22 protein-coding genes and 1 pseudogene are annotated in these 25,415 nt (G+C 62.6%); 10 read left to right on the forward strand and 13 right to left on the reverse strand.

Features of this window, described 5'->3' with window-relative positions; translation table 11 throughout:
* Positions 1–6 precede the first annotated feature (6 nt).
* Complete coding sequence (locus tag HKK54_RS04645; protein WP_169386269.1) at positions 7–819, forward strand: SDR family oxidoreductase; 813 nt, start codon at positions 7–9, stop codon at positions 817–819.
* 60 nt (positions 820–879) lie between these two features.
* Here the strand turns inward: HKK54_RS04645 and HKK54_RS04650 are convergent, their stop codons facing one another.
* On the reverse strand, positions 880–1,743 hold the full coding sequence (locus tag HKK54_RS04650; RefSeq protein ID WP_010170441.1) for a LysR family transcriptional regulator: 864 nt from the start codon (positions 1,741–1,743) through the stop codon (positions 880–882).
* Between the two features lie 111 nt (positions 1,744–1,854).
* Here HKK54_RS04650 and HKK54_RS04655 point away from each other — a divergent pair, with 111 nt between their 5' ends.
* Both HKK54_RS04655 and HKK54_RS04660 read left to right on the forward strand, forming a co-directional pair.
* Positions 1,855–3,045 (forward strand): MFS transporter, encoded by a 1,191-nt coding sequence (locus HKK54_RS04655; RefSeq protein ID WP_169386270.1) that lies wholly within the window; start codon positions 1,855–1,857, stop codon positions 3,043–3,045.
* Positions 3,042–3,434 carry a DUF4440 domain-containing protein gene (locus tag HKK54_RS04660; protein ID WP_169386271.1) on the forward strand — a complete coding sequence of 131 codons (393 nt, stop codon included), beginning with the start codon at positions 3,042–3,044 and terminating at the stop codon, positions 3,432–3,434. The genes HKK54_RS04655 and HKK54_RS04660 overlap by 4 nt, the downstream gene beginning before the upstream one ends.
* 214 nt (positions 3,435–3,648) lie before the next feature.
* Here HKK54_RS04660 and HKK54_RS04665 read toward each other — a convergent pair whose 3' ends face one another.
* Genes HKK54_RS04665 through HKK54_RS04680 form a run of 4 tightly spaced genes read right to left on the reverse strand, consistent with a single transcriptional unit; the run spans position 3,649 to position 8,415 of the window.
* Positions 3,649–4,509, reverse strand: coding sequence for an efflux RND transporter periplasmic adaptor subunit (locus HKK54_RS04665; protein WP_169386272.1), 861 nt, complete (start codon positions 4,507–4,509; stop codon positions 3,649–3,651).
* A gap of 10 nt (positions 4,510–4,519) precedes the next feature.
* On the reverse strand, positions 4,520–4,720 hold the full coding sequence (locus HKK54_RS04670; protein WP_003216262.1) for a DUF1656 domain-containing protein: 201 nt from the start codon (positions 4,718–4,720) through the stop codon (positions 4,520–4,522).
* The gene (locus HKK54_RS04675) at positions 4,710–6,893 is read right to left on the reverse strand and encodes an FUSC family protein (protein WP_010170447.1); all 2,184 of its coding nucleotides are present in this window, start codon (positions 6,891–6,893) and stop codon (positions 4,710–4,712) included. The genes HKK54_RS04670 and HKK54_RS04675 overlap by 11 nt, the downstream gene beginning before the upstream one ends.
* Before the next feature lie 10 nt (positions 6,894–6,903).
* Entirely contained in the window at positions 6,904–8,415 is a 1,512-nt protein-coding gene (locus tag HKK54_RS04680; protein WP_169386273.1) for an efflux transporter outer membrane subunit, read from the reverse strand.
* A 191-nt stretch (positions 8,416–8,606) separates the two neighbouring features.
* Between HKK54_RS04680 and HKK54_RS04685 the strand changes: the two genes are divergently transcribed.
* Entirely contained in the window at positions 8,607–9,575 is a 969-nt protein-coding gene (locus HKK54_RS04685) for a LysR family transcriptional regulator (protein ID WP_010170450.1), read from the forward strand.
* 13 nt (positions 9,576–9,588) lie between these two features.
* On the opposite strand, the gene HKK54_RS04690 is transcribed toward HKK54_RS04685, so the two are convergent.
* Genes HKK54_RS04690 through HKK54_RS04705 form a run of 4 tightly spaced genes read right to left on the reverse strand, consistent with a single transcriptional unit; the run spans position 9,589 to position 15,910 of the window.
* Entirely contained in the window at positions 9,589–10,953 is a 1,365-nt protein-coding gene (locus tag HKK54_RS04690) for a heavy metal sensor histidine kinase (protein ID WP_010170451.1), read from the reverse strand.
* Entirely contained in the window at positions 10,943–11,620 is a 678-nt protein-coding gene (locus HKK54_RS04695) for a heavy metal response regulator transcription factor (protein ID WP_003216255.1), read from the reverse strand. The genes HKK54_RS04690 and HKK54_RS04695 overlap by 11 nt, the downstream gene beginning before the upstream one ends.
* 31 nt (positions 11,621–11,651) lie before the next feature.
* Positions 11,652–14,747 carry a multidrug efflux RND transporter permease subunit gene (locus HKK54_RS04700; RefSeq protein ID WP_169386274.1) on the reverse strand — a complete coding sequence of 1,032 codons (3,096 nt, stop codon included), beginning with the start codon at positions 14,745–14,747 and terminating at the stop codon, positions 11,652–11,654.
* Complete coding sequence (locus HKK54_RS04705; protein WP_010170455.1) at positions 14,744–15,910, reverse strand: efflux RND transporter periplasmic adaptor subunit; 1,167 nt, start codon at positions 15,908–15,910, stop codon at positions 14,744–14,746. Before HKK54_RS04705 ends, HKK54_RS04700 begins: the two co-directional genes overlap by 4 nt.
* Before the next feature lie 214 nt (positions 15,911–16,124).
* On the opposite strand from HKK54_RS04705, the gene HKK54_RS04710 reads away from it, so the two are divergent.
* The 5 genes and pseudogenes from HKK54_RS04710 (at position 16,125) to HKK54_RS04725 (ending at position 20,326) form a co-directional block, all read left to right on the forward strand.
* Entirely contained in the window at positions 16,125–16,367 is a 243-nt protein-coding gene (locus HKK54_RS04710; protein ID WP_010170456.1) for a hypothetical protein, read from the forward strand.
* Positions 16,368–16,535: 168 nt separating this feature from the next.
* Positions 16,536–17,327 (forward strand): transporter substrate-binding domain-containing protein, encoded by a 792-nt coding sequence (locus HKK54_RS04715; RefSeq protein WP_169386275.1) that lies wholly within the window; start codon positions 16,536–16,538, stop codon positions 17,325–17,327.
* Between the two features lie 107 nt (positions 17,328–17,434).
* Positions 17,435–17,716, forward strand: a pseudogene (locus tag HKK54_RS33920) (PAS domain-containing protein); the annotation flags it as partial.
* A 237-nt stretch (positions 17,717–17,953) separates the two neighbouring features.
* Entirely contained in the window at positions 17,954–19,009 is a 1,056-nt protein-coding gene (locus HKK54_RS04720) for a methyl-accepting chemotaxis protein (RefSeq protein ID WP_442962330.1), read from the forward strand.
* 159 nt (positions 19,010–19,168) lie between these two features.
* Positions 19,169–20,326 carry a transporter substrate-binding domain-containing protein gene (locus tag HKK54_RS04725; RefSeq protein ID WP_169386277.1) on the forward strand — a complete coding sequence of 386 codons (1,158 nt, stop codon included), beginning with the start codon at positions 19,169–19,171 and terminating at the stop codon, positions 20,324–20,326.
* Between the two features lies 1 nt (position 20,327).
* Here HKK54_RS04725 and HKK54_RS04730 read toward each other — a convergent pair whose 3' ends face one another.
* The 4 genes from HKK54_RS04730 to HKK54_RS04745 form a co-directional block, all read right to left on the reverse strand.
* Positions 20,328–21,071, reverse strand: coding sequence for a YkgJ family cysteine cluster protein (locus HKK54_RS04730; RefSeq protein ID WP_169386278.1), 744 nt, complete (start codon positions 21,069–21,071; stop codon positions 20,328–20,330).
* 108 nt (positions 21,072–21,179) lie between these two features.
* Entirely contained in the window at positions 21,180–21,662 is a 483-nt protein-coding gene (locus tag HKK54_RS04735) for a GNAT family N-acetyltransferase (RefSeq protein WP_169386279.1), read from the reverse strand.
* A gap of 3 nt (positions 21,663–21,665) precedes the next feature.
* Positions 21,666–22,568, reverse strand: coding sequence for a chemotaxis protein CheV (locus HKK54_RS04740; RefSeq protein WP_010170462.1), 903 nt, complete (start codon positions 22,566–22,568; stop codon positions 21,666–21,668).
* A 174-nt stretch (positions 22,569–22,742) separates the two neighbouring features.
* Complete coding sequence (locus HKK54_RS04745; protein WP_169386280.1) at positions 22,743–23,717, reverse strand: 2-hydroxyacid dehydrogenase; 975 nt, start codon at positions 23,715–23,717, stop codon at positions 22,743–22,745.
* Between the two features lie 349 nt (positions 23,718–24,066).
* Between HKK54_RS04745 and HKK54_RS04750 the strand changes: the two genes are divergently transcribed.
* Positions 24,067–25,389, forward strand: coding sequence for an OprD family porin (locus HKK54_RS04750; protein WP_169386281.1), 1,323 nt, complete (start codon positions 24,067–24,069; stop codon positions 25,387–25,389).
* Positions 25,390–25,415: the final 26 nt, after the last annotated feature.

The following is a 25,415-nucleotide window of genomic DNA, read 5'->3' on the forward strand; positions in this document are numbered from 1 at the left end:
TGATCCATGCCCAACGTACTCATCACCGGGTGTTCCAGTGGCATCGGCCGTGCCCTGGCAGACGCCTTCAAGCACGCCGGTTTTGACGTGTGGGCCAGCGCCCGGCGCACCGAAGATGTCACCGCACTGAGCGCCGCCGGCTTCAACGCTGTACGGCTGGACGTCAACGACAGCACCGCGCTCGCTGAATTGGCCGGGCAGATCGGCGAGCTGGACGTGCTGATCAACAACGCCGGCTACGGCGCCATGGGCCCGTTGCTCGACGGTGGCACCCAGGCGATGCAACAGCAGTTTGAGACCAATGTGTTTTCCGTGGTCGGGGTGACCCAGGCGCTGTTCCCGGCCCTGCGCCGGCGCAAAGGCCTGGTGGTGAATATCGGCAGCGTCTCGGGGGTGCTGGTCACGCCGTTTGCCGGTGCCTACTGCGCCTCGAAAGCGGCGGTGCACGCCTTGAGCGACGCGTTGCGCATGGAACTGGCGCCGTTTGGCGTGCGGGTGATGGAAGTGCAGCCGGGCGCCATTGACACGAGCTTCGCGAAAAACGCCGGTACCCAGGCCGAGCTGTTGATCAATGAGCAATCGCCCTGGTGGCCGCTGCGCGAAAGTATCCGCGCGCGGGCCAAAGCCTCCCAGGACCGGCCGACACCCGCCAGCCAGTTTGCGGCCGACGTGCTCAAGGCCGTGCAACAGACCACCCCGCCACGCCTGTTGCGCTCGGGCAATGGCAGCCAGGCGCTGCCGTGGATGGCGGCGTTGTTGCCCAAGGGGTTGCTGGAGACCGTATTGAAAAAACGCTTTGGCCTGAGCGGCCAGCTCTAAGAGCGCCCGCCTCCCCGTGGCGAGGGAGCTTGCTCCCTCGCCACACGGTTTCTCGGCTGATCAGCCCTTCATGAAATCAATGAAGGCCCGCACTTTCAGCGGCAGGTGCCGGGTGTCCGGGTACAGGGCATACACGCCCTGCGGCGTAAATCGATGATCCGGCAGCAGCCGTACCAAACGCCCGGCATCGAGGTCATCCTGCACCAGCCACTGGGGCAGGATCGCCACGCCATGCCCGCGCACGGCGAAGGCCTGGAGAATGGCGGCACTGTCCGCAACCAGTGAAGCCTTGCCAGGCCCGGGGCGATACAGGTGCTCGTGGCCTGCCGGGTCAACCACCGCCAACTCCGTCAGACGTCCATGGCCGAGCCTGGGCAGTTGCTCCAGTTCATCCAGCGTGGAGATTCCGGCAAACCCCGGCGCGGCCACGGCAAAGATCTCGTAGCTCGACAGCTGCACCGCCCGATGATTGGAATCGAGCATGCGCCCCAACCGGATAGCCACATCAAACCGCTCGGAGATCAGGTCAGCATGACTGGAGGAGGTGGATAACTGAATGTTCAATTCCGGGTGCAGGCCGCGAAAGGTTTCCAGCGCCGGCACCACCACCGCCAATCCGTATTCGACGGTGGTGGTGATACGCAGCGTGCCCTTGAGCTGGCTGTGCTCCGAACGCGCCTCTTCCACTGCCAGGCGCGCCTCTTCCAGCATCCGTGTGCAGCGCAGGTAAAAGCGTTCACCGGCATCGGTCAGCGCCAGTTGGCGGGTACTGCGGGTCAACAGGGTGACGCCCAGCTCGGCCTCCAGGCGCTTGAGGTTGAAGCTCACCACCGCCCGCGTCTGCCCGAGGAAATCCGCGGCTGCGGTCAATGAACCGGCCTCGACCACGGCCTTGAAGGTGTCGAATCGATCGAGGCTGACCATTGGCCACACCCTCCTTTGTCAAAATATTTTTGACAAACTAACAGTCAAACCGCTGTTTCCCAAGTGCCCGCACCCGCCTACCCTGCCGCCATCCACTGCAGGAACAGCGCAATGACCTACCGCTCGAAAGTCACCTGGATCTTTCTACTGGGCTTCGCCCTGGACCTGGTGAACATGTTTGTCGCCACCATCGCCTACCCGGATATCGCCAGCGAGTTGCACGCTTCGGTCACGCAACTGGCGTGGATCGGCAACGCCTACATGCTCGGCCTGACCGTCGTCATTCCCCTGAGTGTGTGGCTGGCGGCGCTGCTGGGTGAGCGCCGGTTGATTGCCGTCAGCCTGTTGCTGTTCGGCGTGGCGTCGGTGCTGGTGGGCCAGGCCGCATCGATTGAAGCGCTGATCGGCTGGCGCCTGCTCCAGGGTTTGGGCGGCGGCTTGCTGATCCCGGTGGGCCAGGCGTTGGCTTATCGGCAATTTCCGCCGGCAGAACGCAGCCAGTTGACGGCCAAAGTCATGTTTGTGGCGCTGCTGATTCCAGCCCTGTCGCCCGCCTTGGGCGGGGTGGTGGTGGACAGTGTGTCGTGGCGCTGGATCTTTTTCGCCAACCTGCCGTTGGCGCTGATCACCCTGATGCTGACGTGGCGCTGGCTGGAGACCGACACCCCGGCTTCCGCGCGCCCGTCCCTGGACCTCGGCGCCATCCTGGGGCAGATTCGCCAGCCAATGCTGCGGGTCGCGATGCTGGTCTACCTGTTCATTCCGGGCGTCTTTATCGGCACCAGCCTGGTGGCGATTCTTTACCTGCACGGCCTGGGGTTTACCGCCAGCCACATCGGCGCGCTGATGCTGCCTTGGGCGCTGGCCTCAGGCGTAGCCATCGCCTTGAGCAAAAAACTGTTCAATCGCTGCGGGCCGAGGCCGTTGTTGTTGGCGGGCATGCTGCTGCAAGCCATTGGCATCGTGTTGTTGATCGAGCCACAGCCGCTGGTCGTGGTGCTCGCCTACACCCTGATGGGCCTGGGCGGCAGCCTGTGCAGCAGCACCGCGCAAACCCTGGCCTTTCTCGATATTCCGGCCGATCGCATGGGCCACGCCAGCGCCTTGTGGAACATCAATCGGCAGTTAAGTTTTTGCCTCGGGGCGGCGTTGCTCAGTGCGGTACTGGCGGCACTGCACTCCTTCACCGCGACCTTCGTGATTGCCGCGGCGTTGACCCTGTTCCCATTATTTGCAGTACTGTGCCTGGATGCGTCCACGGTACGGACACTGCTTCACCCTGCCAGCGAGCCCACACAATGATTGATTACCGCGACTTTTTTGATGAAGTGATCCAGGCCCATGTCGAGATCGAACAATGGTTTGCCGGGACGGCACCCGAGGGAACACTGGAGGTGTTGCTGGGCCGTTTCTCACCGGACTTTTCCATGATCACCCCGGCCGGCAAGCAACTGGACGTTGCGCTGCTCAACCAACTGTTCAGCCAGGCCGGTGGCAAGCGGCCCGGGTTCAAGATCAGCCTCAGCGAGTTTGCCGGGATTGACCGACATGCCCGTGGTGCAACGGTGAGTTATCGCGAGCAACAGGTGGATGGCAGCGGTACACACACCGACCGGCGTTCGACGGTGGTGTTTGAAAAGCAGGCCAGCGGCGCCCTGCTGTGGCGCCACTTGCACGAGACGTTTTGCTGACCTGTGGTGGGGGGGATTGTCTCCTGTTGGGTTGCGCAGCGGCCGCAAAAAAAAGCGGGAGCGCTTCGCACTCCAACGGGGGACAAGCCCCCTCACCACAGGACAAGCCCCCTCACCACAGGACAAGCCCCCTCACCACAGGACAGGCCCCCTCATCATCACAGGACAGGCCCCCTCACCACCACAGGACAAGCCCCCTCATCAACACAGAAAATCAGTTCTGTGCTTGGTTAACAATCACGGTGCAGGTGATGCCCGCCGCCAACAGCACACCCTCCGGCACTTCATCGATGTGAATCCGCACCGGCACCCGCTGGGCCAGGCGCACCCAGTTGAACGTCGGGTTCACATCGGCAATCAGTTCGCGGCTTTCCGGGTTGTCACGGTCGTAGATCCCTCGCGAGATGCTTTCCACGTGGCCCTTGAGGGTTTCGCCGCTCATCAGTTGCATGTCGGCTTTATCCCCGACTTTGACGTGAGGCAGCTTGGTTTCTTCAAAGAAGCCGTACACCCAGAACGAGTTCATATCCACCACCGCCATCTTCGCCTCGCCGATGCGCGCGTAGTCGCCCCGGTGCACGTTGAGGTTGGTGACGTAGCCATCCACCGCCGCCACCACCTGGGTGCGCTTGAGGTTGAGTTCGGCCGCTTCCAGTTGCGCCAGCGCGTGCCGGTAATCCGCCAGGGCGGAGTCGGCGATGTTGCTGGCGTCGTCACGGTTTTCCTTGGAGATCACCAGGGCATCGAGGTCGGCGCGGCGGTGGGCGTTGACCTTGCGCATTTCCCAGGTGGCCTTGCGGGACGCCACCAGCGACTGCGCCTGCTTGACGGCAATCTGGTAGTGCTCGGGGTCGATCTGCATCAGCAGGTCGCCCTTTTTCACCAATTGGTTGTCACGCACCGGGACGTTGACCACCTCGCCCGTCACGTCGGCGGCGACGTTGATGATATCGGCACGCACCCGGCCATCGCGGGTCCAGGGGGTTTCCATGTACTGCACCCACAACGTGCGGCCAATCCAGATCGCCAGGGCCAGTACCAGCAAGGTCGCGAGCAGGCTGAAAAACTTTTTCATCGGGGCATTCTCAACGGTAGACGGTCAGCGCCAGGGCGCCGAACAAGCAAGCGAACAGGCTCAGGCGCAGCAGCGCCGGGTGCCAGAAAAAACGGTACAGGTCAAAGCCGGCCAGGAACCGGTCGAGGGCCCAGGCCAGGCCCGCCGCGATCAGAAACATCAGGGTCATGGTGGGCATGTACACGCCGTGGAAGGCGATTTCACGAGGCATGAGCGGGTCCTTCGGGCTTTAGGGCAGCCAGGGGTGATTGCGGGTCCAGCAATGAGGTGCGGATAAAGTGCAGGTAACTTTTGACCCGGCGCAGGGCCGAGGTGTCGAAGTGCGGGGCGAACGGTTCGTCGGTGGCCTGCACGCGGCTGATGGCATGGTCGACGGCGATCAGGCTGCGCTCCAGGTTGCTGGCGCTGGGTTGCAGGAACAGCCGCACCAATGAACGGCCCATCACCCGGATTGCCTGGCGCCACGGCTGGGACTCGGCATACGCCGGGTGCACCGGCAAGATCGCCTGTTCTTTGCGCAACTCGATAATTGCGTGGCCGACTTCCAGCACCACGAACATCCAGCGCAGCAGGTTGCGTTGCACCTGCGGTTGCCCGGCAGCGAAACCATAGGCCTGATGCAGCAGGTCGCGGGTGCGGCTTTCGAAACCTGACGCCAGGCCCTTGAGCTTGCCGCTGATGGCGAACACCACTTGCTCGCGCAAATCCTGCTCCAGCCGGCGCCACAACCAGCGGCTGTTGGGCGGCAGGATGATCGCGCCCGCGGCCGCACACACCAGCATGCCGATGACCATGGCGATGTAGTCGTTGATGAAGGTGTAGGGGTTGTAGATCGTCAGGTTATCCGGCACCGAGCCGGTGCTGAAGAAGATCAGCAACCCGACGCCGACTCCCGCGTATTGCGGGCGCGAGGCCAGGAACGAGCCGAAGATGATCACCGGGGCGAGCATCACGCACAGCAGCGGGAACCCGTCGATCCAGGGGAACACGAAGAACATCTCGACAAAGCCCACCAGCGCCCCGATCAACGTGCCGCAGGCCATTTGAAACGCCATGCGCTTGGGGTTGGGCGTGGCAGCGGACAAGCCCACCGTCGCGGCAGCGATCAGGGTCATGGTGGCGCCGCTGGGCCAGGCGGTGGCCACCCAATAACTGCCGAGTACGATCAGGATAAATGACGCGCGAATCCCCGAGGCAGCGCAGGCCAGCCAGTTGGTTTTCGGGGTGTAGGGTTCGTCCCAGTGTTCGCGTTCGTGGCTGTGGTCGGCCAGGGAGGCGTGGGTTTGTGCGTAGCTGTGCAACTCGTCGACGAAGCGGTACAGCAGCTCGTAGGCGGTGTGAAAATCCAGCTGCTCGGCGTCGCTGGGGGCGCTTTCCTGAAAGCTCGCCCGCAGGCTGCGGACCTTGGCGGGCAGGCCCTCTTTGTAGGCCGTCAGTTGGCTGACCAGGCGCGCCGCATCGGGGCTGGTGAGGGCGCGACCGGAGAAGCCGTCGAGCAATTCGGCCAGGTCTTGCAGGCCCGGCTTGATGGCCGCCACCACATGATCGGCCTGGTTACTGCGCAGGCGCTCCAGCAATTGGTGCAAGGCGTTGAAACGGGTGGTGATGCCCATGAACTCGCTGTTCAAACGGGTCAGACGGCCATTGCGCCGACGCATGTGCGGGTCTTCGAACACGGTGATGCTGCGTAGCCCTTCCAGGCCCACGGCTTCGGCGATAAAGCGCACGTTGCTGCGTTCAAACCCTTCGCGCTCACTGCGACCGCGCAGGCCGTCGGTGACGAACAACGCAAACACCCCGAAGCGCTGGTACAAGGCATTGCGCATCGCGGCACTGGCGGTTTGCGGCAGGATCGCGGCGCTGACCAGCGTGGAGCAGACAATCCCCAGGGAAATTTCCAGCACCCGCCACACCGCCGCCATGAACGCGCCGTCGGGATGGGCCAGGGCCGGCAGGCCGACCATCGCCGCGGTGTAGCCGGCCAGTACAAAACCGTAGGCGCGGAAGTTGCGGTTGCGGGTCGCGCCAGCGGTGCAGATGCCGACCCAGATCGCCAGCGAACCGAGGAACAGCTCAGTGTTCTGCGCAAACAACGCGATCAGAAACACCATCACCGCCGACCCCGCCAGGGTGCCAAGGAAGCGGTAAAAACTCTTGGCGAACACCTGGCCGCTTTGCGGCTGCATCACGATAAATACGGTGATCATCGCGGTGCGCGGTTGCGGCAATTCCAGGCGCATGGCGAGCCACAAGGTCAGGAAGGCCGCGATCAGCACCTTGAAGATATAGACCCAGGTCACGCCGTCACTGCGTGCCCAATCGAAGAAACCACGGCGCCACTCAAGCGAGTGCAACCAGCGCAGCGGTGCAGGCAAGGGAGTCATCGCATCCTACTCAGTGATCAAACACGGCCAGGGCCGCCGGGGTCTTGCTCGGTAAGGTCTTGCTGTCCTGAGGCACATCGCTGCCGGCGCCCAGGCCACCGCCCAATGCGGTCACCAGTTCGGCGTGGGCACTCAGGCGTGCGGCCTGGACCTGTTGCTGCACCTGCTGCTGGCGGAACAACAGGCTCTGGGCATTCAGCACGTTGAGGTAGTCGGTAAGGCCGCGCTGGTAGGCGATCATCGCGATGTCGTAGGTTTTCTGCGCAGAGGCCACAGACTCGGCGGCGAAGGCCTGCTGCTTGTCCATCGACTCGCGGCGGATCAATTGGTCGCTGATGCCCTTGAGCGCGTTGACCAGGGTCTGGTTGTAGTGGGCCACGGCGATGTCGTAGCCGGCACTGGCTTCACCCAGTTGCGAGCGCAGGCGGCCGCCGTCGAAGATCGGCAGGCTGATGGCCGGGCCGGCGGTGTAATTGAGTTTCTTGCCGGTCAGGAACTCCAGCATGCCGCCGCCGGTGGCGACGTAGCCGAGGCTGCCCACCAGGTCGACGTTGGGGTAGAACCCGGCGTGGGCCACATCAATGCCACGGGCCTGGGCCGCCACTTGCCAGCGGCTGGCGACCACGTCCGGGCGCTGGCCGAGCAGTTCGGCGGGCAAGCTCGAGGGCAATTTCAGCGGCGCACCAAGGGACAGGGTGGGCCGCTGCAACTGCGCGCCCGCCCCCGGCCCTTTGCCTGCCAGCGCAGCCAACTGGTTGCGGCTCAGGGCAATCTCTTCGTCCAGGGCGTCCAGTTGCCGATGGGTTTCCGGCAACGGCGTCTCGGCCTGGCTGACTTCGAAGTGGGTGCCGATCCCGCCATTCAAGCGCTTTTGCGCAAGATCGAGGATCTGTTGTTGCTGTGCCAGGGTGGCGGCGACGATGTCTCGCTGGGCGAAGTGCAGCGAGAGCTGGATATAGGCGCGCACCACGTTGCTCTGCAATTCAAGCTGGGCCTGGCGCGCTTCGGCGGCGCTCATGTGGGCCATGTCCACGGCGCGCTCGGTGGCATTGCTTTCGCGGCCCCAAAGGTCGAGGGCATAGCTGAAGCCCAGGGACGCGTTGTTGTCCCAGGTGGTGGAATTGTCCAGCGCGCCCGGGCCGTAGAATTGGTCGCTCGGCCAGTTATGGCGTTTGAGCGTGGCGTCGCCATTGATCTGCAACGACTCGGCCGACTCGGCAATCCCGGCCAGGGCCCGGGCTTCACGCACCCGCGCTGCGGCCATGGCCATGCTCGGGCTGCCTTGCACGGCGAGGTCGATCCAGTGGTTGAGTTGCGGGTCGCCGTAGGCTTGCCACCATTGCGCAGTGGGCCAGTGGGCGTCCTGGGCAGCGGTTTTGATCGCTTCGTCGGTGGCCAATGTATTGGCGGCGAGTGCCTGCCCTTTGGGGGCAATTCCTCCGGTTCCGATGCAGCCGCTGATTGCTAACGATAAGGCCCAAACACTGAGAGTCTTCAGCTCTCTGCTGATGCGACGCGGCACTGCTGCGAATTCCTGAGAGGGTGTTGCGGGGAAGGTGGCGCAATTCTAAGGGGCGGGCCGGATGGCGATAAGGTGGGATTCTTGTGAATCTTTGTTACCGTTCAGGCGATAATCTTTTGGTAGGTTCATTATTCGCTCTGCAAAAAAAAGAAACTTCGTGTCACAATTTGCCATCTCCCAGAGAGCACCCCATGGACACTTTGCAAAACATGCGCGCCTTCAGTTGTGTGGCCGAAGCCGGCAGCTTCACCGCCGCCGCCGTGCAACTGGATACCACCACTGCCAACGTCTCGCGCGCGGTCTCCAACCTTGAGGCCCATCTGCAAACCCGTTTGCTCAACCGCACCACCCGCCGCATCGCCCTGACCGAGGCCGGCAAGCGCTATTTGCTGCGCTGCGAGCAGATCCTGGCGTATGTCGAGGAAGCCGAGGCCGAAGCCAGCGACGCCCACGCCCGCCCCGCCGGCCAGCTGAAAGTGCACACCATGACCGGCATCGGCCAGCACTTCGTGATCGATGCGATTGCCCGCTACCGCCGCACCCACCCGGACGTGACCTTTGACCTGACCATGGCCAACCGCGTGCCGGACCTGCTGGACGAGGGTTACGACGTGTCCATCGTGCTCGCCAGCGAGCTGCCGGATTCGGGTTTCGTCTCGCAGCGGCTGGGGATAACTTACAGCATCGCCTGTGCCTCGCCGGCCTACGTCAAGGCCAATGGCTGCGCACAACGGCCCAGTGACCTGCTCAACCACGCGTGCCTGCGCCTGGTCAGCCCGGTGATTCAGTTGGACAAATGGTCGTTCAACGGGCCAGAGGGCCAAGAGAGCGTGGCGATCAACAGCTCACCGTTCCTGGTGAACTCGGCGGATGCGATGAAAACCGCGATCACCAGCGGCATGGGCGTTGGCCTGTTGCCGGTGTATGCGGCGATTGAAGGGCTGCGCAACGGCACGCTGGTGCGGGTGATGCCCAACTATCGTTCCCAGGAACTCAACCTGTACGCCATCTACCCTTCGCGCCAGTACCTGGATGCGAAGATCAAGACGTGGGTCGAATACCTGCGCAGTTCACTGCCGGAAATCATGGCCGCGCATCAGGCGGAACTGGCCGCCTATGAGCTGAGTGGCAGTCTGGGCGGGGCCCGGCTGAGTAACTGAAGCTGGTCAGCGGCTACACCGGCAGCGTAATGCCAAAGGTGTTGCCGCCACCCTCGCTGCGCACAAACACATCCCCGCCATGCATCAGCGCGATCGCCTTGACGATCGCCAGCCCCAATCCGTGATTCGCCCCGCTATTGCTGCGGGACGCGTCCACCCGATAGAACCGCTCGAACAACCGAGGCAGATGCTCGCTGGCAATCTCATCGCCCGGGTTGGTCACCCCGATCGCCACGTGGTCCTCCAGCACTTCGATCTTCACCTCGATCACCTGCCCCGGGGCCGTGTGCTGCACCGCGTTGCTCAACAGATTGATCAACGCCCGGCGCAGATGCGCCTTCTCGATCTGCACCTGGGCATCGCCGCTCACGCGTACCTGCACCTGGGCGTCTTCCAGGATGAAGTCGAGGTAATCCAGGGTGGTCGCCACTTCATCCGCCAGTGAACTGGTGATCAGCTTGGTGGCCTTGCTGCCCTGGTCGGCGCTGGCCAGAAACAGCATGTCATTGATGATCGAACGCAGGCGCTCCAGCTCTTCCAGGTTCGATTGCAGCACCTCGAAATAATGCTCGGCCGAACGCCCACGGGTCAGCGCCACCTGGGTCTGGCCAATCAGGTTGGTCAACGGCGAGCGCAGTTCATGGGCCACGTCGGCGTTGAACGATTCCAGGCGCGAGTACGCTTGCTCCACCCGGTCCAGGGTCGAGTTGAAGGAATTGACGAACTGCTTCAGCTCCGGCGGCAATGGCGACAATTGCAGGCGCCCGGAGAGTTTCGGCGGCGCGAGTTTCTGCGCCTCATCCGACAGCTTGATCAACGGCTTGAGGCCGATACGTGCCACCCAGAACCCCAGCAACGACGCCAGCAGCACCCCCACAAACGCCAGGCCGATCAGCGCCACCAGCAGTTGATGTTGGGTGGCGCGGAAATTCTCGGTGTCGACCGCGATCATGAAACGCAGCGGCGGGCGCTGGTCCTTGGCCGGGAACTGGCTGACCAGCACTTTGAACGGATGATGATGGCCCGGCAGGTGCAAATCACGCTTGCCGGTCGGGCCTTCGGCGAAGGCGCGAATCTGCGCGTCCGGGTTGCCATATTCGTAGGTGGGGTCGCTGCTCACCACCCAGAAACGGATGCGCTTGTCTTCCTCACCCAACAGCTTGAGCTTGGCGGTGATCTTGGCCCAATGGTCCGGCGTACCAAAGCGATTCACCGAGGACTCCAGCACGCTGTAACGCGCATCCAGCTCGGCACCGGGCAGCAAGCCCAGGCCTTTGTCCACCTGCTGGTACAGCGCGCCGCCGATCAACAGGAAGATCAGCAGCGCCACCAGCGTGAACATCCCGCTCAGGCGCAGGGCGATGGAGTTAGCCGACACTGCGGTTCTCCAGCACGTAACCCATGCCGCGAATGGTGTGCAGCAGCTTTTGTTCGAACGGGCCGTCGAGCTTGGCCCGCAGGCGCTTGATCGCCACCTCCACCACGTTGGCGTCGCTGTCGAAATTGATGTCCCAGACCATTTCCGCAATCGAGGTCTTGGACAGGATTTCACCCTGGCGCCGGGCCAAAACGCTGAGCAGCGAGAACTCCTTGGCGGTCAGGTCGAGCCGAACCCCGTTGCGACTGGCCTTGCGGCTGATCAGGTCGATCCACAGGTCGGCGATGGTCACCTGCACCGGCTCGTGCCCGCCGCTGCGACGGGTCAGGGCTTGCAGGCGCGCCACCAGTTCAAGGAACGAGAACGGCTTGCCGAGGTAATCGTCCGCCCCTTCGCGCAGGCCACGGATGCGGTCTTCCACGCGCTCGCGGGCGGTGAGCATAATCACCGGCGTTTGCTTGCGGGCCCGCAGCGCGCGCAATACGCCAAAGCCATCCAGGCCGGGCAGCATTACGTCGAGCACGATCACCGCGTAATCGTTCTCCAGGGCCAGGTGCAACCCTTCGACGCCTTCACGGGCAACGTCGACGGTATAGCCCTGCTCCGTCAGCCCGCGGTGCAGGTAGTCGGCGGTTTTTTCTTCGTCTTCAATAATCAGTACACGCATGAGCCTTTTGTTCCAGGACGGGGCCTCAGCCTCAGTGTGTGGTTGCCAGCTGGGGAGCTGGTTTGGGTCTATGGAAAAACTTCTCGAGGTACAAGTATATGACCGGCGTGGTGAACAGCGTCAGCGCCTGGCTCACCAGCAACCCGCCCACCACCGCGATACCGAGGGGTTGGCGCATTTCCGCACCGGGGCCTGAGCCCAGCATCAACGGCACCGCACCCAGCAGCGCGGCCAGGGTGGTCATGATGATCGGCCGGAACCGCGTGACGCACGCTTCATAAATCGCCTCTTCAGGCGGCAGGCCGCGTACGCGCTGGGCGTCCAGGGCGAAGTCGATCATCAGGATACCGTTCTTCTTCACGATCCCGATCAGCAGCACCAGGCCGATCAGCGCCATGATCGAGAAGTCCTGGCCCATCAGCGACAACATGATCAGCGCCCCAAGCCCCGCCGACGGCAATGTGGAAATGATCGTCAGCGGGTGCACGAAGCTCTCGTACAGCACGCCCAGGATAATGTAGACCGCCACCAGTGCCGCGAGGATCAGCCAGGGCTGGCTGGCCAGCGAACTCTGGAACGCCTGGGCCGCACCCTGGAAGTTGCCGATGATGGTGGTCGGCATGCCGATTTCATTCTTGGCCTGGTTGAGCATGATCACCGCATCCCCCAACGCGACGCCCGGCGCCAGGTTGAACGACAGGTTGGCCGCCGGGAACATGCCGTCATGGCTGATGGACAACGGCCCGACCGTAGGCGGGTCGACCTTGGCCAGTGCCGACAGCGGCACCATCTCGTTGGTCAGCGGCGAGCGCAGGTAGAAGTAGTTCAGGCTTTCGGCCTTGCCGCGCTGCTGGGTGTCCAGTTCCAGTACCACTTGGTATTGGTTGATCTCGGTCTGGAATTCGTTGATCTGGCGCTGGCCGAAGGCGTCGTACAGCGCCTGGTCCACATCGGTGGCAGTGAGGCCAAACCGCGCGGCGGCCTGACGGTCGATGCTGATGTGGGTGATGCTGCCCCCCAGTTGCAAGTCGTTGGACAGGTCGCGGAACGCCGGGTTGGCCCGCAGTTTTTCGGTGAGGCGCTGAGTCCAGGTATTCAGCGTGGGGCCGTCATTGCTCTTGAGCACGTACTGGTACTGGGCGCGGCTGGGGCCGGAGCTCAAGTTGATGTCCTGGCCGGCACGCAGGTACAGCACGATGCCCGGCACTTTCGCCAGTTTTGGCCGGATACGGTCGATAAACTGGCTGGCCGACACGTCGCGGTCCCCGCGATCCTTCAAGGCGATCCAGAACCGGCCGTTGGCGATGGTCTGGTTGCTGCCGGTCACGCCCACCGAATGGGAGAACGCTTCCACTGCCGGGTCGTCCTTGACGATCTCGGCGAGCGCCTTGTGCTTGGCGACCATGTCCGGGAACGACACGTCGGCCGCCGCCTCGCTGGTGCCGAGGACGAAGCCGGTGTCTTGTACCGGGAAGAAGCCCTTGGGAATAAACACGTAGCCAACCACGGCCAAGGCCAGGGTCACCATAAAGATCGCGGCCATGGTGCGTTGGTGGGCCAGGGCGCGGCGCAGATTGCGCGCATAGCCGGCGAGCAGGCGTTCGCTGAAGCCGGGTTTGTCGTGGGCGTGATGGGTCGGCGCGCGCATGAACAAGGCGGCCAGGGTCGGCGCCAGGGTCAGTGAAACCACCACCGAGATCAGGATGGTCGACGTGGCCGTCAGCGCAAACTCCTTGAACAACCGCCCCACCACACCGCCCATGAACAGCAGTGGAATAAACGCCGCCACCAGCGAGAAGCTGATGGACACCACGGTAAAGCCGATTTCCCCCGCGCCCTTGATCGCGGCTTCGCGCTTGTCGAGGCCCGCCTCCAGGTGCCGGTGAATGTTTTCCACCACCACGATGGCATCGTCCACCACAAACCCCACGGCGATCACGATCGCCACCAGGGTCAGGTTGTTCAGGCTGAAGCCCATCAGGTACATCAGCGCAAAACTGGCCACCAACGACACACCCAGTACGCTGGACACGATCAACGTGGCCGACAACTGGCGCAGGAACAGCGCCATCACCGCCACCACCAGCAGGATCGCGATCAGCAGGGTCACTTCCACTTCATGCAGGGACGCGCGGATGGTCTTGGTGCGGTCGGTCAATACGCTGACCTGCACCGAGGCCGGCAACATGGCTTGCAGGCGTGGCAGCTCGGATTGAATACGGTCCACGGTCTCGACGATGTTCGCGCCGGGCTGGCGGGAGATCACCAGGTTGACGCCCGGCGTGTCGCCGGACCACGCCTGCACGTAGGCGTTTTCTGAACCGTTGATGACTTTAGCGATGTCGCGCAGCTGGACCGGTGCCCCATTCTTGTAGGACACAATCAACTGGGCGTATTCCTCGGGATGGAACAGCTGGTCGTTGGTCGACAGGGTCGACACGCTGTTATCGCCGTAGATCGCGCCCTTGGCCAGGTTGAGGCTCGATTGCTGGATGGCCAGGCGCACGTCGGCCAGGGTCAGGCCGATGGCCGCGAGTTTATCGGGCGACGCCTGCACGCGGATGGCCGGGCGTTGCTGGCCGGTGATGTTGATCTGGCCGACTCCGTCGATCTGGCTGATCTGACGGGCCAGCAGGGTTTCCACGTAGTCGCTCAGCTCGGTGCTGGGCATGCTGTCGGAGCTGACGCTGAGGATCAGCACCGGGCTGTCCGCCGGGTTGACCTTCTTCCAGGTCGGCAGGCTCGGCATGTCGCTGGGCAGTTTGCCCGACGCGGTGTTGATCGCCGCCTGCACTTCTTGCGCGGCGGTGTCGATGCTCTTGTTGAGGGTGAATTGCAGGGTCAGCAGGCTGGAGCCCAAGGCACTGCTGGAGGTCATCTGGGTCATGCCGGGGATGGCACTGAATTGCACCTCCAGCGGGGTGGCCACGGAGGAAGCCATGGTGTCCGGGCTGGCGCCGGGCAGCGTGGCGCTGACCTGGATCGTCGGAAACTCGGCTTCCGGCAGTGGGGCGATGGCCAGGCGCGGGAAGGCAATCATCCCGAGCAACACCAGGGCGAAGGTCAGCAGCAAGGTGGCGACCGGGTGGTCGACGCACCAGGCCGACGGCGAACGACTGCCACTCATGGCTGCACCTTGGCATCAACCGTCTGGATCGCTTGTGGCGGTTCCTTGAGCACGTCGACCTGAGCGCCGGCCTTGAGCCGCGACTGGCCATCGCTGACCAGTACATCACCGGCCTGCACACCCCGGAGGATGTTGATGTCGCTGTCCTGATACACCACTTGCACCGGCACGATGTCGACCTTGTCACCGTTGACCCGGTACACGAAGTGCGAATCCAGGCCGCGTTGCACCACCGTGGTCGGCACCACCAGGGCGTTCTTGTGCAGGGCGGTCTGGATCTTAATGGTCACCAACTGCCCCGGCCAGAGTTTTTGCGCACCGTTGCTGAACTCGGCCTTGGCGCGGATGGTGCCGGTGGTGCCGCTGATCTGGTTGTCGATCAGGCTCAGGCGGCCTTCGCCCAGCAGGTCGCCGGTCTCGCCATCGGTGTCGGCGCCCATGTAAGCGTTGACGTCGGCAGGCAGTTGCGCAGCGATCAGGCCTTGCAGGGTCGGGAGCATTTGTTGCGGCAGGGAGAACTCCACGGCAATCGGGTCAATCTGAGTGACGGAGAACAACCCCTGGGTGTCGCTCATGCGCAGGAAATTGCCTTCATCCACGGTGCGAATCCCGACACGGCCGGTGACCGGTGAGCGAATCTGGGTGTACGAAAGCTGCACCTGGGCCGAGTCAATAGCGGCCTGGTTGCCTTGGGCCGTGGCCTTGAGCTGATTGACCAAGGCTTGCTGCTGGTCATAGGTCTGCTTGGACACGCCGTCGTCGATGCTCAGTTCCTTGTAGCGCTTGAGGTTGACCAGCGCCACTTGCAGTTGCGCCTGGCTTTCCCCCAGTTGCGCCTTGGCCTGGTCCAGGCTGGCGCGGATCGAACGGTCATCAATGGTCGCCAGCAGGTCGCCGGTTTTCACCAGTTGGCCTTCCTTGACCAGCAATTTGGTGAGGATGCCGTCGATCTGCGGGCGAATCACCACGCTGTGCAACGACAGCACCGAGCCAATACCGCTGACAAAACGCGGGATGTCCTGCTCTTTGACGCTGATCACCCGCACCGGAATCGCCGTGGGCGCGGTCAGTTTGGTCTTGGCCGGGCGGGTCAGCGCCCAGGCAACCACGGCCAGTACCACGAGGACGCCCACGATCAAGGCAGGTTTTCGTTGAATGTGCATGGGGTGAGGCGCCAGGGCAAAGGATCGGAAGAATGAAGGTTCTTTATAGCCCGCCAACCCGGTCAGCAAGGTGACTGCTAACTGACAGCGCCGTCAGTAAAGTCCGACCATTCGTACGAGCAGTGGTTAAAGATCCGAGGCGCGCAGGTATACTGCGCGCCGGTGTGGCCTGCAAGTCGGGCCCGCGTCATTTTCAGTACTCCCCGGAGCCACCATGAATTCCCCGACACAACCCGCTGCTGAAGCGGTCGACATCGACCCACAGGCCAATCCTGACAGCGTCGAAGGCGAAACCAAGGCCGAGATCCCGGCGTTCAAGTTTCCGTTCAAGCCGGGCGAACTGGCCGGGGCGAAAAATGCCAGCCAGCCGTGGTACAAAAACGGCGCGAAGAACGGTCATACCAAGAGCCCGGGCATGGCACCTCCCGGCACCCGTCGCTCGATGGGCAAGCGCTGACCGGTAACAATTCCCTCGCAATCGCGATGAGTGCCTACAACGTTTACTGACGTTTCGCCTTGTAGGCCTGCGTCCAATTCTTGAAAGCTTGCACGACACCCGCGGGCCCCGATTCTTATTCCCGGGCCCCGCCGCGGTGACGCTGGTTTTCCGGAAAAGGACGTTCCCGTGATTCTGATACGCAGCTGCGTTGTGCTGGGCCTGTCGCTGACGGTCGGTGTTTTTTCCACCGCTGCGGCCGTAGAGCAACCACGGCATGAAATTCGTTTCGCCGTCGCCGCGCAATTCCCTCCTTTCCAAAGCCGCAATCAACAAGGCCAACTGGTCGGGCTGAACATCGAATTGGGCAACGCCTTGTGCGTACAGCTCAATGTGCGGTGCACCTGGGTGGATCAGGTCCTTATGGAGAATTTCCCCGCCCTTGAAGCCAGGCAATTCGACGCGATCATGGGCATGGCCCCTACGTCGAAGCGGCGCCAGCGGGTGAGTTTCACCGACGACCTTTATCCGATCACCACGCGTCTGGTGGCCCGCAAGAAATCAGGCTTGATGCCGACCCCTCGGTCGCTGAAGGGTAAGCGCGTGGGCGTGCTGGTGGGCAGCAACCGCGAGGCCTTCGCCCTGTCGAAGTGGGGGCCGAGGGGCGTCATCATCAAGGGTTTCTGGCGCAATGACGAACTGATCCGCAGCCTGTTGGCGGGCGACATCGATGCCACGCTGCAAGGCACGGTGGAGATCCGTGAGGCACTGCTCGACACCGACGAGGGCCAGATTTTCGACTTCCTCGGCCCCGCCGTCATCACCGATCTGTTGGGCAACGGCGTAGCGATTGCGCTGCGCAAGCCCGACACTGCCTTGCGCAATGCCCTCAACGGCGCCCTTGAGCAACTGATGCAGAGTGGCGAGTACCAACGCATCGTCCAGCCCTATCACCTGGAGGCGCCGCCCTCCAAACCGTAATGGCCAATTAATTGCGCAGAACATGAGCTGGATCAGTATTTGCCCAAACGGTGCGCTTAGAGTCGACGCCCTGCCGACTCCTCCAACAATCACGAGCGCGCGTTTCCATGAAGATCAATCTGCCGGTCACCGATCGAAATGTGGACTTTGCCCCCGACGCCAACATCCTCTCGACCACCGACCTGACCAGCGCAATCACCTACGCCAACCAGGACTTCATCGACATCAGCGGCTACACCCGAGAGGAGTTGCTGGGCGCGCCCCATAACCTGCTGCGCCACCCGGACATGCCTGCGGCTGCCTTTGCCCACATGTGGCAGGTGTTGAAAAGCGGCCGCTCGTGGATGGGCATGGTGAAAAATCGCTGCAAGAACGGCGATCACTACTGGGTCAGCGCCTATGCCACACCGGTCACCCGGGAGGGCGTGACGGTGGAGTATCAGTCGGTGCGCACCAAACCCGATGCGCGGCGGGTGCACGTGGCCGAGCGCGCTTATGCCCGCCTGCGTGCCGGCACGCGGCGAGTACGGCCCGTGGTGGGCATGCCCCTCAAACTGTCGGCCTGGGTTTTGGGGGCTTGCGCCGCCACCTGGGCATTGGGTCTGGGGCTTGCGAGCTACCCGGTGATCTGGCAACTGCTGGCGGTAACGGCCGCGTGTGCCGTGGGGGTAGCGGGCGTTCACGGGTTGTTGCGGCCCCTGGCCCGGTTGAACCGGCGAGCGCGGTTGATTGCTGACAACCCGCTGAGCCAGGCGATCTACACCGGGCGTGAGGATGAGTTCGGGCGCATCGAGTTTGCCATGCAGATGCTGGAAGCCCAGGTGGGCGCCGTGGTGGGGCGTATTGGCGACGCCTCGCAACGCTTGTCCGGGCATGCCGCAGCTTTGGTGCGGCAGTTGGACAGCAGCCACAGTAGCAGCCTCGGCCAACAGACCCAGACCGATCAGGTCGCCGCCGCGGTCAATCAAATGGCCGCCAGCGTGGCCCAAGTCGCCGAACACGCGTTGCAGGCCTCAAAGGCCGCTGACCAGGCCGGCAGCGAGACCCGGGAAGGCCACCAGCGCGTGGATGAAAGCCGCGACGCGGTGCTGCGGCTTTCCCAGGAACTGGCGCGTGCCACCGAAGTGATCCATCAACTGGAAAGCCACAGCGGCGATATTTCCGGGGTACTGGAAGTGATCCGCGCGATTGCCGAGCAGACCAATCTGCTGGCACTCAATGCCGCCATCGAAGCAGCACGGGCCGGAGAACAGGGACGCGGGTTTGCCGTGGTGGCCGATGAAGTACGCGGCTTGGCCCAGCGCACGCAGCAGTCGACCAATGAAATCCAGCGCATGATCAGCACCCTGCAAGGCGGCGCCCGGGACGCGGTGCAGGCGATGGCGCAAAGCAGCCAGCATGTCGAGGCCAGCGTCGATCAGGCCCAGCGCGCTGCTGCCGCGCTGGACGGGATCAGCCAGCGGGTGACCCGGATTACCGCCATGAGCCAGCAAATCGCAGCAGCGGTGGAAGAACAGAGCGCGGTGAGCGAAGACATCAACCGCAACATCATCGGCATTCGCAACGCCGGGGAAGTGACGGTCACAGCCGGCCAGCAAAGCCAGCTCAGCTCGGGGGATGTGGCAGGGCTGGCGGATGACTTGCGGCGGCTGGCGGAGGAGTTCTGGGGCAAGCGGCGCTAGGTCGAAAAATGTCCGATACGATTTTGAGTCAGCTCCTACAGGAAAGAAGGAAGTGTCTTGATTGAAGGCCTGGGTGTGTCTGTTAAAGCTTCTGAGCAGGTCAGGCGCCGGAGACGGGGCCGGAACGGCCTCCCATTTTTCTTCCTACAGGACAGGCAAATGACATCCCTGAGAATACTGTTGGCACTGGTTTTATCTGCGGTCACAGGAACCCTGTGCTCCGTGACGTACGCGGCTGAAAAAACGCTGGCCGAGATACGTTTCGGGGTAGAGGCCTTGGTACCACCGTTTGAAAGCCGCAATGCCCAAGGTGAGTTGATCGGGTTGAACATAGAGCTGGGCAACGCCTTGTGTGCAGAGCTCAAGGTGCGTTGCGTGTGGGTTGATCAAGACTATTCAACCAATCTTGCAGCACTCGAGGCGCGTCGATTCGATGCGATCATGCCTATGTCGGCCACCCCGGCACGGCGGGAGAAAATCGACTTTACCGATAATCTCTACCCACTGGAAACGAGGCTTGTCGCACGCAAGCGTCTCGGGCTGGCGCCTGAGGCCAACGCACTTCAAGACAAACGGATTGGCGTCCTGGCGGGTACCAGCCGAGAAGCCTATGCCTTGGCGCGGTGGGCTCCCCATGGCGTGGTAGTCCGAAGTTTCAACCTGAATGCGGAGCTGATCAGCAGCCTGCTGGCTGGCGACATAGACGCAACCTTGCAAGACACCCTCGAGATCTCCGACGCCTTGCTGAAAACGCCCGAAGGCGCCGACTTTGAGTTCGCGGGTATCGGCATTGTCGATGAAATGCTCGGCAATGGTGTGGCCATCGGGGTTCGCAAAGACGAGCCCGATCTGCGATTGGCCCTGAACCAGGCCCTGCAACGTCTGAAGGAAAGTGGCCAATACGCGCTGATTACCCAGCATTATCTACGGACTTCAAACAGCGATCCGACCCCGATGTTGTACACACCGGCAGGCGGCGACTTGCCTTTCTCACAAACGGTGCAAGTGGGGCAAACCCTCTATATCTCCGGGCTGCTGGGACTCGATGAGCACGGCAAACTGGTGAGAGGAGGCATTGGTGCACAAACAGCCAAGGCCCTGGAAACATTACGCAGCACACTCAAGGACAAAGGGCTGGCCATGGACAGGGTCGCAAAATGTACGGTGATTCTTGTCGACATCGACGATTTCGCGGCCATGAACAATGTCTATGCCAGCTACTTTCCAGCGGATCGCCTTCCCACCCGAACGACCTTTGCTGCTGCCAAGCTAGTGCTGGATGCCCGGGTCGAAATCGAGTGCCTGGCCAGCTTTTAGCTCAAGCCGCGCGCAACGAAATGAACGCATAGTTGGCCGGCACCTCGGTGGCAATCCGGGCGCCGGCATCCAGCAACTGCTCTGCAATGTCCATCCCGGACACGTGAAACACCCACTCATTGGCCTGCACCGTCTCGTGCAGCGCCAGCTCGATGGCCTGGGCAAACAGGCCCATGTCCGGCAGGTACGCGGTAAACCCGTCACCCTTGAGCGCGGTGGTGTGAATGCCCAGCAGCCCACACACCGCTTCCTTGGCCTGGATATCGTCGCGGTCAGCCTGGCGTGAACGGCGGATCAACTCGGCCAGTTCCTTGTCCATCAACTCGCCGCCGACGATCAGCGCCGGCCCCTGTTCCCAGGATTCCGGCGGGCAATCCTTCGCACCCGGGTTCAACGGGATATGCGGGTTGATCTCCATCGGGTAGATACGGCACACCAAAGGCCGGCGCTCATAGATGCCGCAACGGTTGTCTTCGTCAAGATTCCGGCAGCGCCCGGCGTTGTAGGCGGCAAAGGTGATTGCCACATACGCCTCGGTATTGCCGCTGGGCACGACGGCGGACCGGCGTTGTGCATGCTCGCGCTGCAACTCGGGCAGCCCCAGGCCACTGCCGAGGAATCCTTCCACCAGCACGATGACATTGCCGCCGTCAGCCGCCCAGCTGCGGGCTTCTTCAAGGGTCAGGGGTACATGGTGGTCGGTGCAGCATTTGCCGCAACCGACGCAGGAAAAATGGGTATTCATGGAGGATCTGTCACCAGGCAAGGTCAGAAGGCACTCATCAACGGTGGCGGGTTTTTGCCTCTGTTCACCGTTCTGCCCCTGTACAAAGCAAGTTATGCGCCAGCGCCTTCAGTCCTCGGGGGCGATGTCCCGCAGCACAAACACCATGCCCGCACGCTCATACACGTGCCGGGCCCGCTGGTTGGACTCCAGCACCTTGAGGTCGACAAACGCCTCGCCACGTTGCTTGAACACCTGGAACGTGTGCAACAGCAAGGCCCGGCCCAGTCCCATGCCCTGGGCGCACGGATGAATGGCCAGGTTCTTGATGTAGGCGCTGGTCCAGCATTGCGACACCCCAAGAATGCCGCTGGCGTTACTGGCCACCAGGCACAGCTTCGGGTCGAACTCGGCGTCAGTGACGAACTGCTGGCGCCAGTGCTCAAGAGGGCCCACACGCCCGCCACCCTGCTCCTGGGCCAGACTTAATACCGCGTGAATCGCCGGGGCCAGTGCTTCGTGGTAATGATCCAGCTGAATGTCTGCCGGCCATTGCGGGGCGGGCAGGCTGCCGGTGAGGTCCCGGCGCAGGAGCTGGAAGTATTCACCCACCGGTCAGATGCCCTGTTGCGCCACGGTCTGGGCGGCGATCACCAGGCACTTGGTCAGTTCAGGCGACGAAAATTTGGTGAGCACCGCGTTGGCGCCGGCCAGACGGGCTTTTTCGCTGTTCATCGCACTGTCCAGGGAGGTGTGCAGCAGCACATAGAGGTCCTGGAAGTCCGGGGTTTCCCGCAAGGTGCGGGTGAAGGCGTAACCGTCCATTTCAGACATTTCGATGTCCGAGACCACCACGTTGATTTGCTCGACCGTGCCTTGCAGCTCCAGCAAACGGTCGATCGCTTCCTTGGCGCTGCGGGCGGTGTGGCAAGTGAGGCCGAGGTTGCGCAAGGTGTGCACCGACTGCTGCAGCGCCACCTGACTGTCATCCACCACCAGGATTCGGGCGTTGCCCAGCACTTCGGCTTCTTCCATGGTCAGGTCGGTGGGCGCCGCTTCGATCTGCGCCGGGGCGATGCCATGGATGACTTTTTCGATGTCCAGTACCTGCACCAGAGCGCCCTCAACCTGGGTCACGCCGGTGATAAACGAACGCGTGCCGCCAGAGCCAAACGGTGGCGGGCGGATATCCGTGGTCAGGCAGTGCACGATCTTGCTCACCGCCTGCACATGCAGGCCTTGCTTGGAACGGCTCACATCGGTGACGATCAGGCAGCCGCCGTCCGGGTCTTGCAGGGGCATTTCCCCCAGCGCCCGGCTCAGGTCGATCACCGACAAGGCCGCGCCGCGCAAGGTGGCGATGCCTTTGACGTGGGGGTGCGACTCCGGCAGCTTGGTCAGCGGTGGGCAGGGAATGATTTCACTGACTTTCAGCAGGTTGATCGCCATCAGCTTGCCGCTGCGCAAGGTAAAGAGCAGAAGCGAGAGTGAGTCTGCGCGGACTTTGGTGGTGGACATAAAAACCTTCTGTGGATCACGGATGACGATCTATAGACCGTTATCGACCCCACGACCAAAAACTGTAGGAGCGGGCTTGCCCGCGAAAAATGTCAACGATAACGCGGGCAGCCTGAATAAACACAGCGCCCTCAGGTTCTTCGCGAGCAAGCTCGCTCCTACAAAAAGCAGTGATCAGCCCTTCCACACCTGCGGGTTGACCAGATCCTGCGGGCGCTGGCCCAGCAAGGCGCTGCGCAGGTTTTCCAGGGCGCGGTTGGCCATGGCTTCGCGGGTTTCATGGGTGGCCGAGCCGATGTGCGGCAGAGTCACGGCGTTGCTCAGCTGGAACAGCGGCGACTCGGACAGGGGCTCCTGCTCATACACGTCCAGGCCTGCACCACGGATGGTCTGGTTTTGCAGAGCCTGGATCAGCGCCGGCTCATCCACCACCGGGCCACGGGAGATGTTCACCAAGATCGCGCTGGATTTCATCAGGCCCAGTTCACGATGACTGATCAGGTGACGGGTTTTCTCGCTCAACGGCACCACCAGGCAGACGAAGTCGGCCTCAGCCAGCAACTGATCGAGGCTGCGGAATTGCGCGCCCAGTTCCTGTTCCAGTTCGGTCTTGCGGCTGTTGCCGCTGTAGAGAATCGGCATATTGAACCCCAGGCGCCCCCGACGGGCGATGGCCGCGCCGATGTTGCCCATGCCGACGATGCCGAGGGTCTTGCCGTGCACATCACAGCCAAACAACGGCGCACCCACGCTGGCTGTCCACTGACCGGCCTTGGTCCAGGCGTCCAGCTCGGCGACGCGGCGGGCGCTGCTCATCAGCAGGGCGAAGGCCAGGTCGGCGGTGCTTTCGGTGAGTACATCGGGGGTGTTGGTGAGCATGATCCCGCGTTCATTGAAGTACGCCAGGTCGTAGTTGTCATAGCCCACCGACACACTGGAGACCACTTCCAGCTTGCTCGCGCCTTCCAGTTGCGCGCGCCCCAGTTTGCGTCCTACGCCAATCAGGCCATGGGCATGAGGCAAGGCTTCATTGAACTGGGCGTTGATGTCCCCCAGCTTGGGGTTGGGGGCGATGACATCGAAATCCTGTTGCAGGCGTTCGATCATTTCCGGGGTGACGCGGCTGAAGGCGAGGACAGTCTTTTTCATGGAAGGCGGGCTCATCGACTACGTGGGAATGGCAAGCACGCTAACATTCTTGCGTGGGGTTGTCAGGACGCCCCGCAGCCTTACCACCAGACTGTTGTGATTTGGGCAACAGTCATTATCTTGTTACACTCTGTATCGCACCGCTCACCTGCGCTAATTTGTCGCATCGATGAGCGCAGCGGTTAAGACCGACCCGCTCTCCCCCGATTTCCCTCGACTTATTTCCAGGGCTCTACACTGGGAATCTGTCTTAAAGCCGCTGAGTTCAGCGGCTTTTTTTTGCGCTGAAAAAAGGCCAGGAACCCCAACAACACTGGCCGGTTACGATTGACCCAAAGGAGCTCCACCGGTGAAAACCTCGCTGACGTTCACCCCGTTATTCCTCGCGATTGCTGCAACGATCGTTCCCCTTGCCCACGCGGCAGACACCCCGGCCGCCGACGGTTTCGTCGACGGTGCAAGCTTCAAGATCAACACCCGCAACTACTACATGAACCGCGACCGCCGTGACATTCACACCGATGACAGCAAGGAATGGGGCCAGGGCTTCATCGGGATCTTCGAGTCGGGCTACACCCCCGGCACCGTCGGCTTTGGCCTGGACGCCAACGCCATGCTCGGCCTCAAGCTCGACGGCGGTGGCGGCACCGACGGTTCCAGCATCCTGCCGGTGAGCTCCGGCAACGGCAAAGCCCCCGGCTCGTTCTCCACCGCCGGCGCCACCCTGAAAATGCGCGCCTTCGACACCGAGCTGAAAGCCGGCGACCTGTTTCTCAACAACCCGGTGATCGCCGGCGGCATGACCCGCATGCTGCCCCAGACGTTCCGTGGCGTCAGCCTGACCAATCACAGCCTCGACGGCTGGATGTTCGAAGGCGGCCAGGCCAGTTTCACCAAGCTCTACAACCAGAGCGGCCACCGGCGCATCGGCACCAGCTACGGTGCATTGCCCAGCGGCGAAGACAGCCGGCACCTGGACTGGGCCGGCGTGTCCTTCAGCGGCGTGCCGGGGTTGAGCAGCAACCTGTACGCGTCCGAGCTCAAGGACATCTGGAACCAGTACTACTACGACCTCGACTACACCTGGCAACTGAACGAACTGGTCAGCCTCAACCCGGGCCTGCACTACTACCACACCCAGGAAACCGGCAAGGCCCTGCTGGGTAACATCGACAACAACACCTACAGCCTGCATTTCACCGTGGGCGTAGGCCATCACAGCGTCACCGCCGCTTACCAGCGGGTCAACGGCAACACCCCGTTCGACTACATCAGCCAGGGCGACAGCATCTACCTGGATAACTCCCAGCAATACTCCGACTTCAACGGCCCCAACGAGCGTTCGTGGAAGCTCAAGTACGCCTATGATTTCGTCGGGCTGGGCCTGCCGGGCCTGACCTCGGCCGTGTCGTACATCAGCGGCAAGACCGACCTGACCACGGTCGACCCGGACAGCCGTGGCTATTCCTCCTGGTACAGCGCCGACGGCAAGAACGCCAAACACTGGGAGCGCGACATCGACCTCAAGTACGTGGTGCAAGGCGGCAAGGCCAAGGACCTGGCCGTGCGCCTGCAATGGGCGACCAACCGCGGCGGCAATGGCTACGCGGCCGTGGACCGGGACGTGGATGAATACCGGGTGATCGTCGACTACCCGATTGACGTTTTTTAACGTTCGGGCTTTCTTTTTGCGGCGAC

Origin of the sequence: Pseudomonas sp. ADAK13, from assembly GCF_012935715.1 — a bacterium.
Classification (GTDB): domain Bacteria; phylum Pseudomonadota; class Gammaproteobacteria; order Pseudomonadales; family Pseudomonadaceae; genus Aquipseudomonas.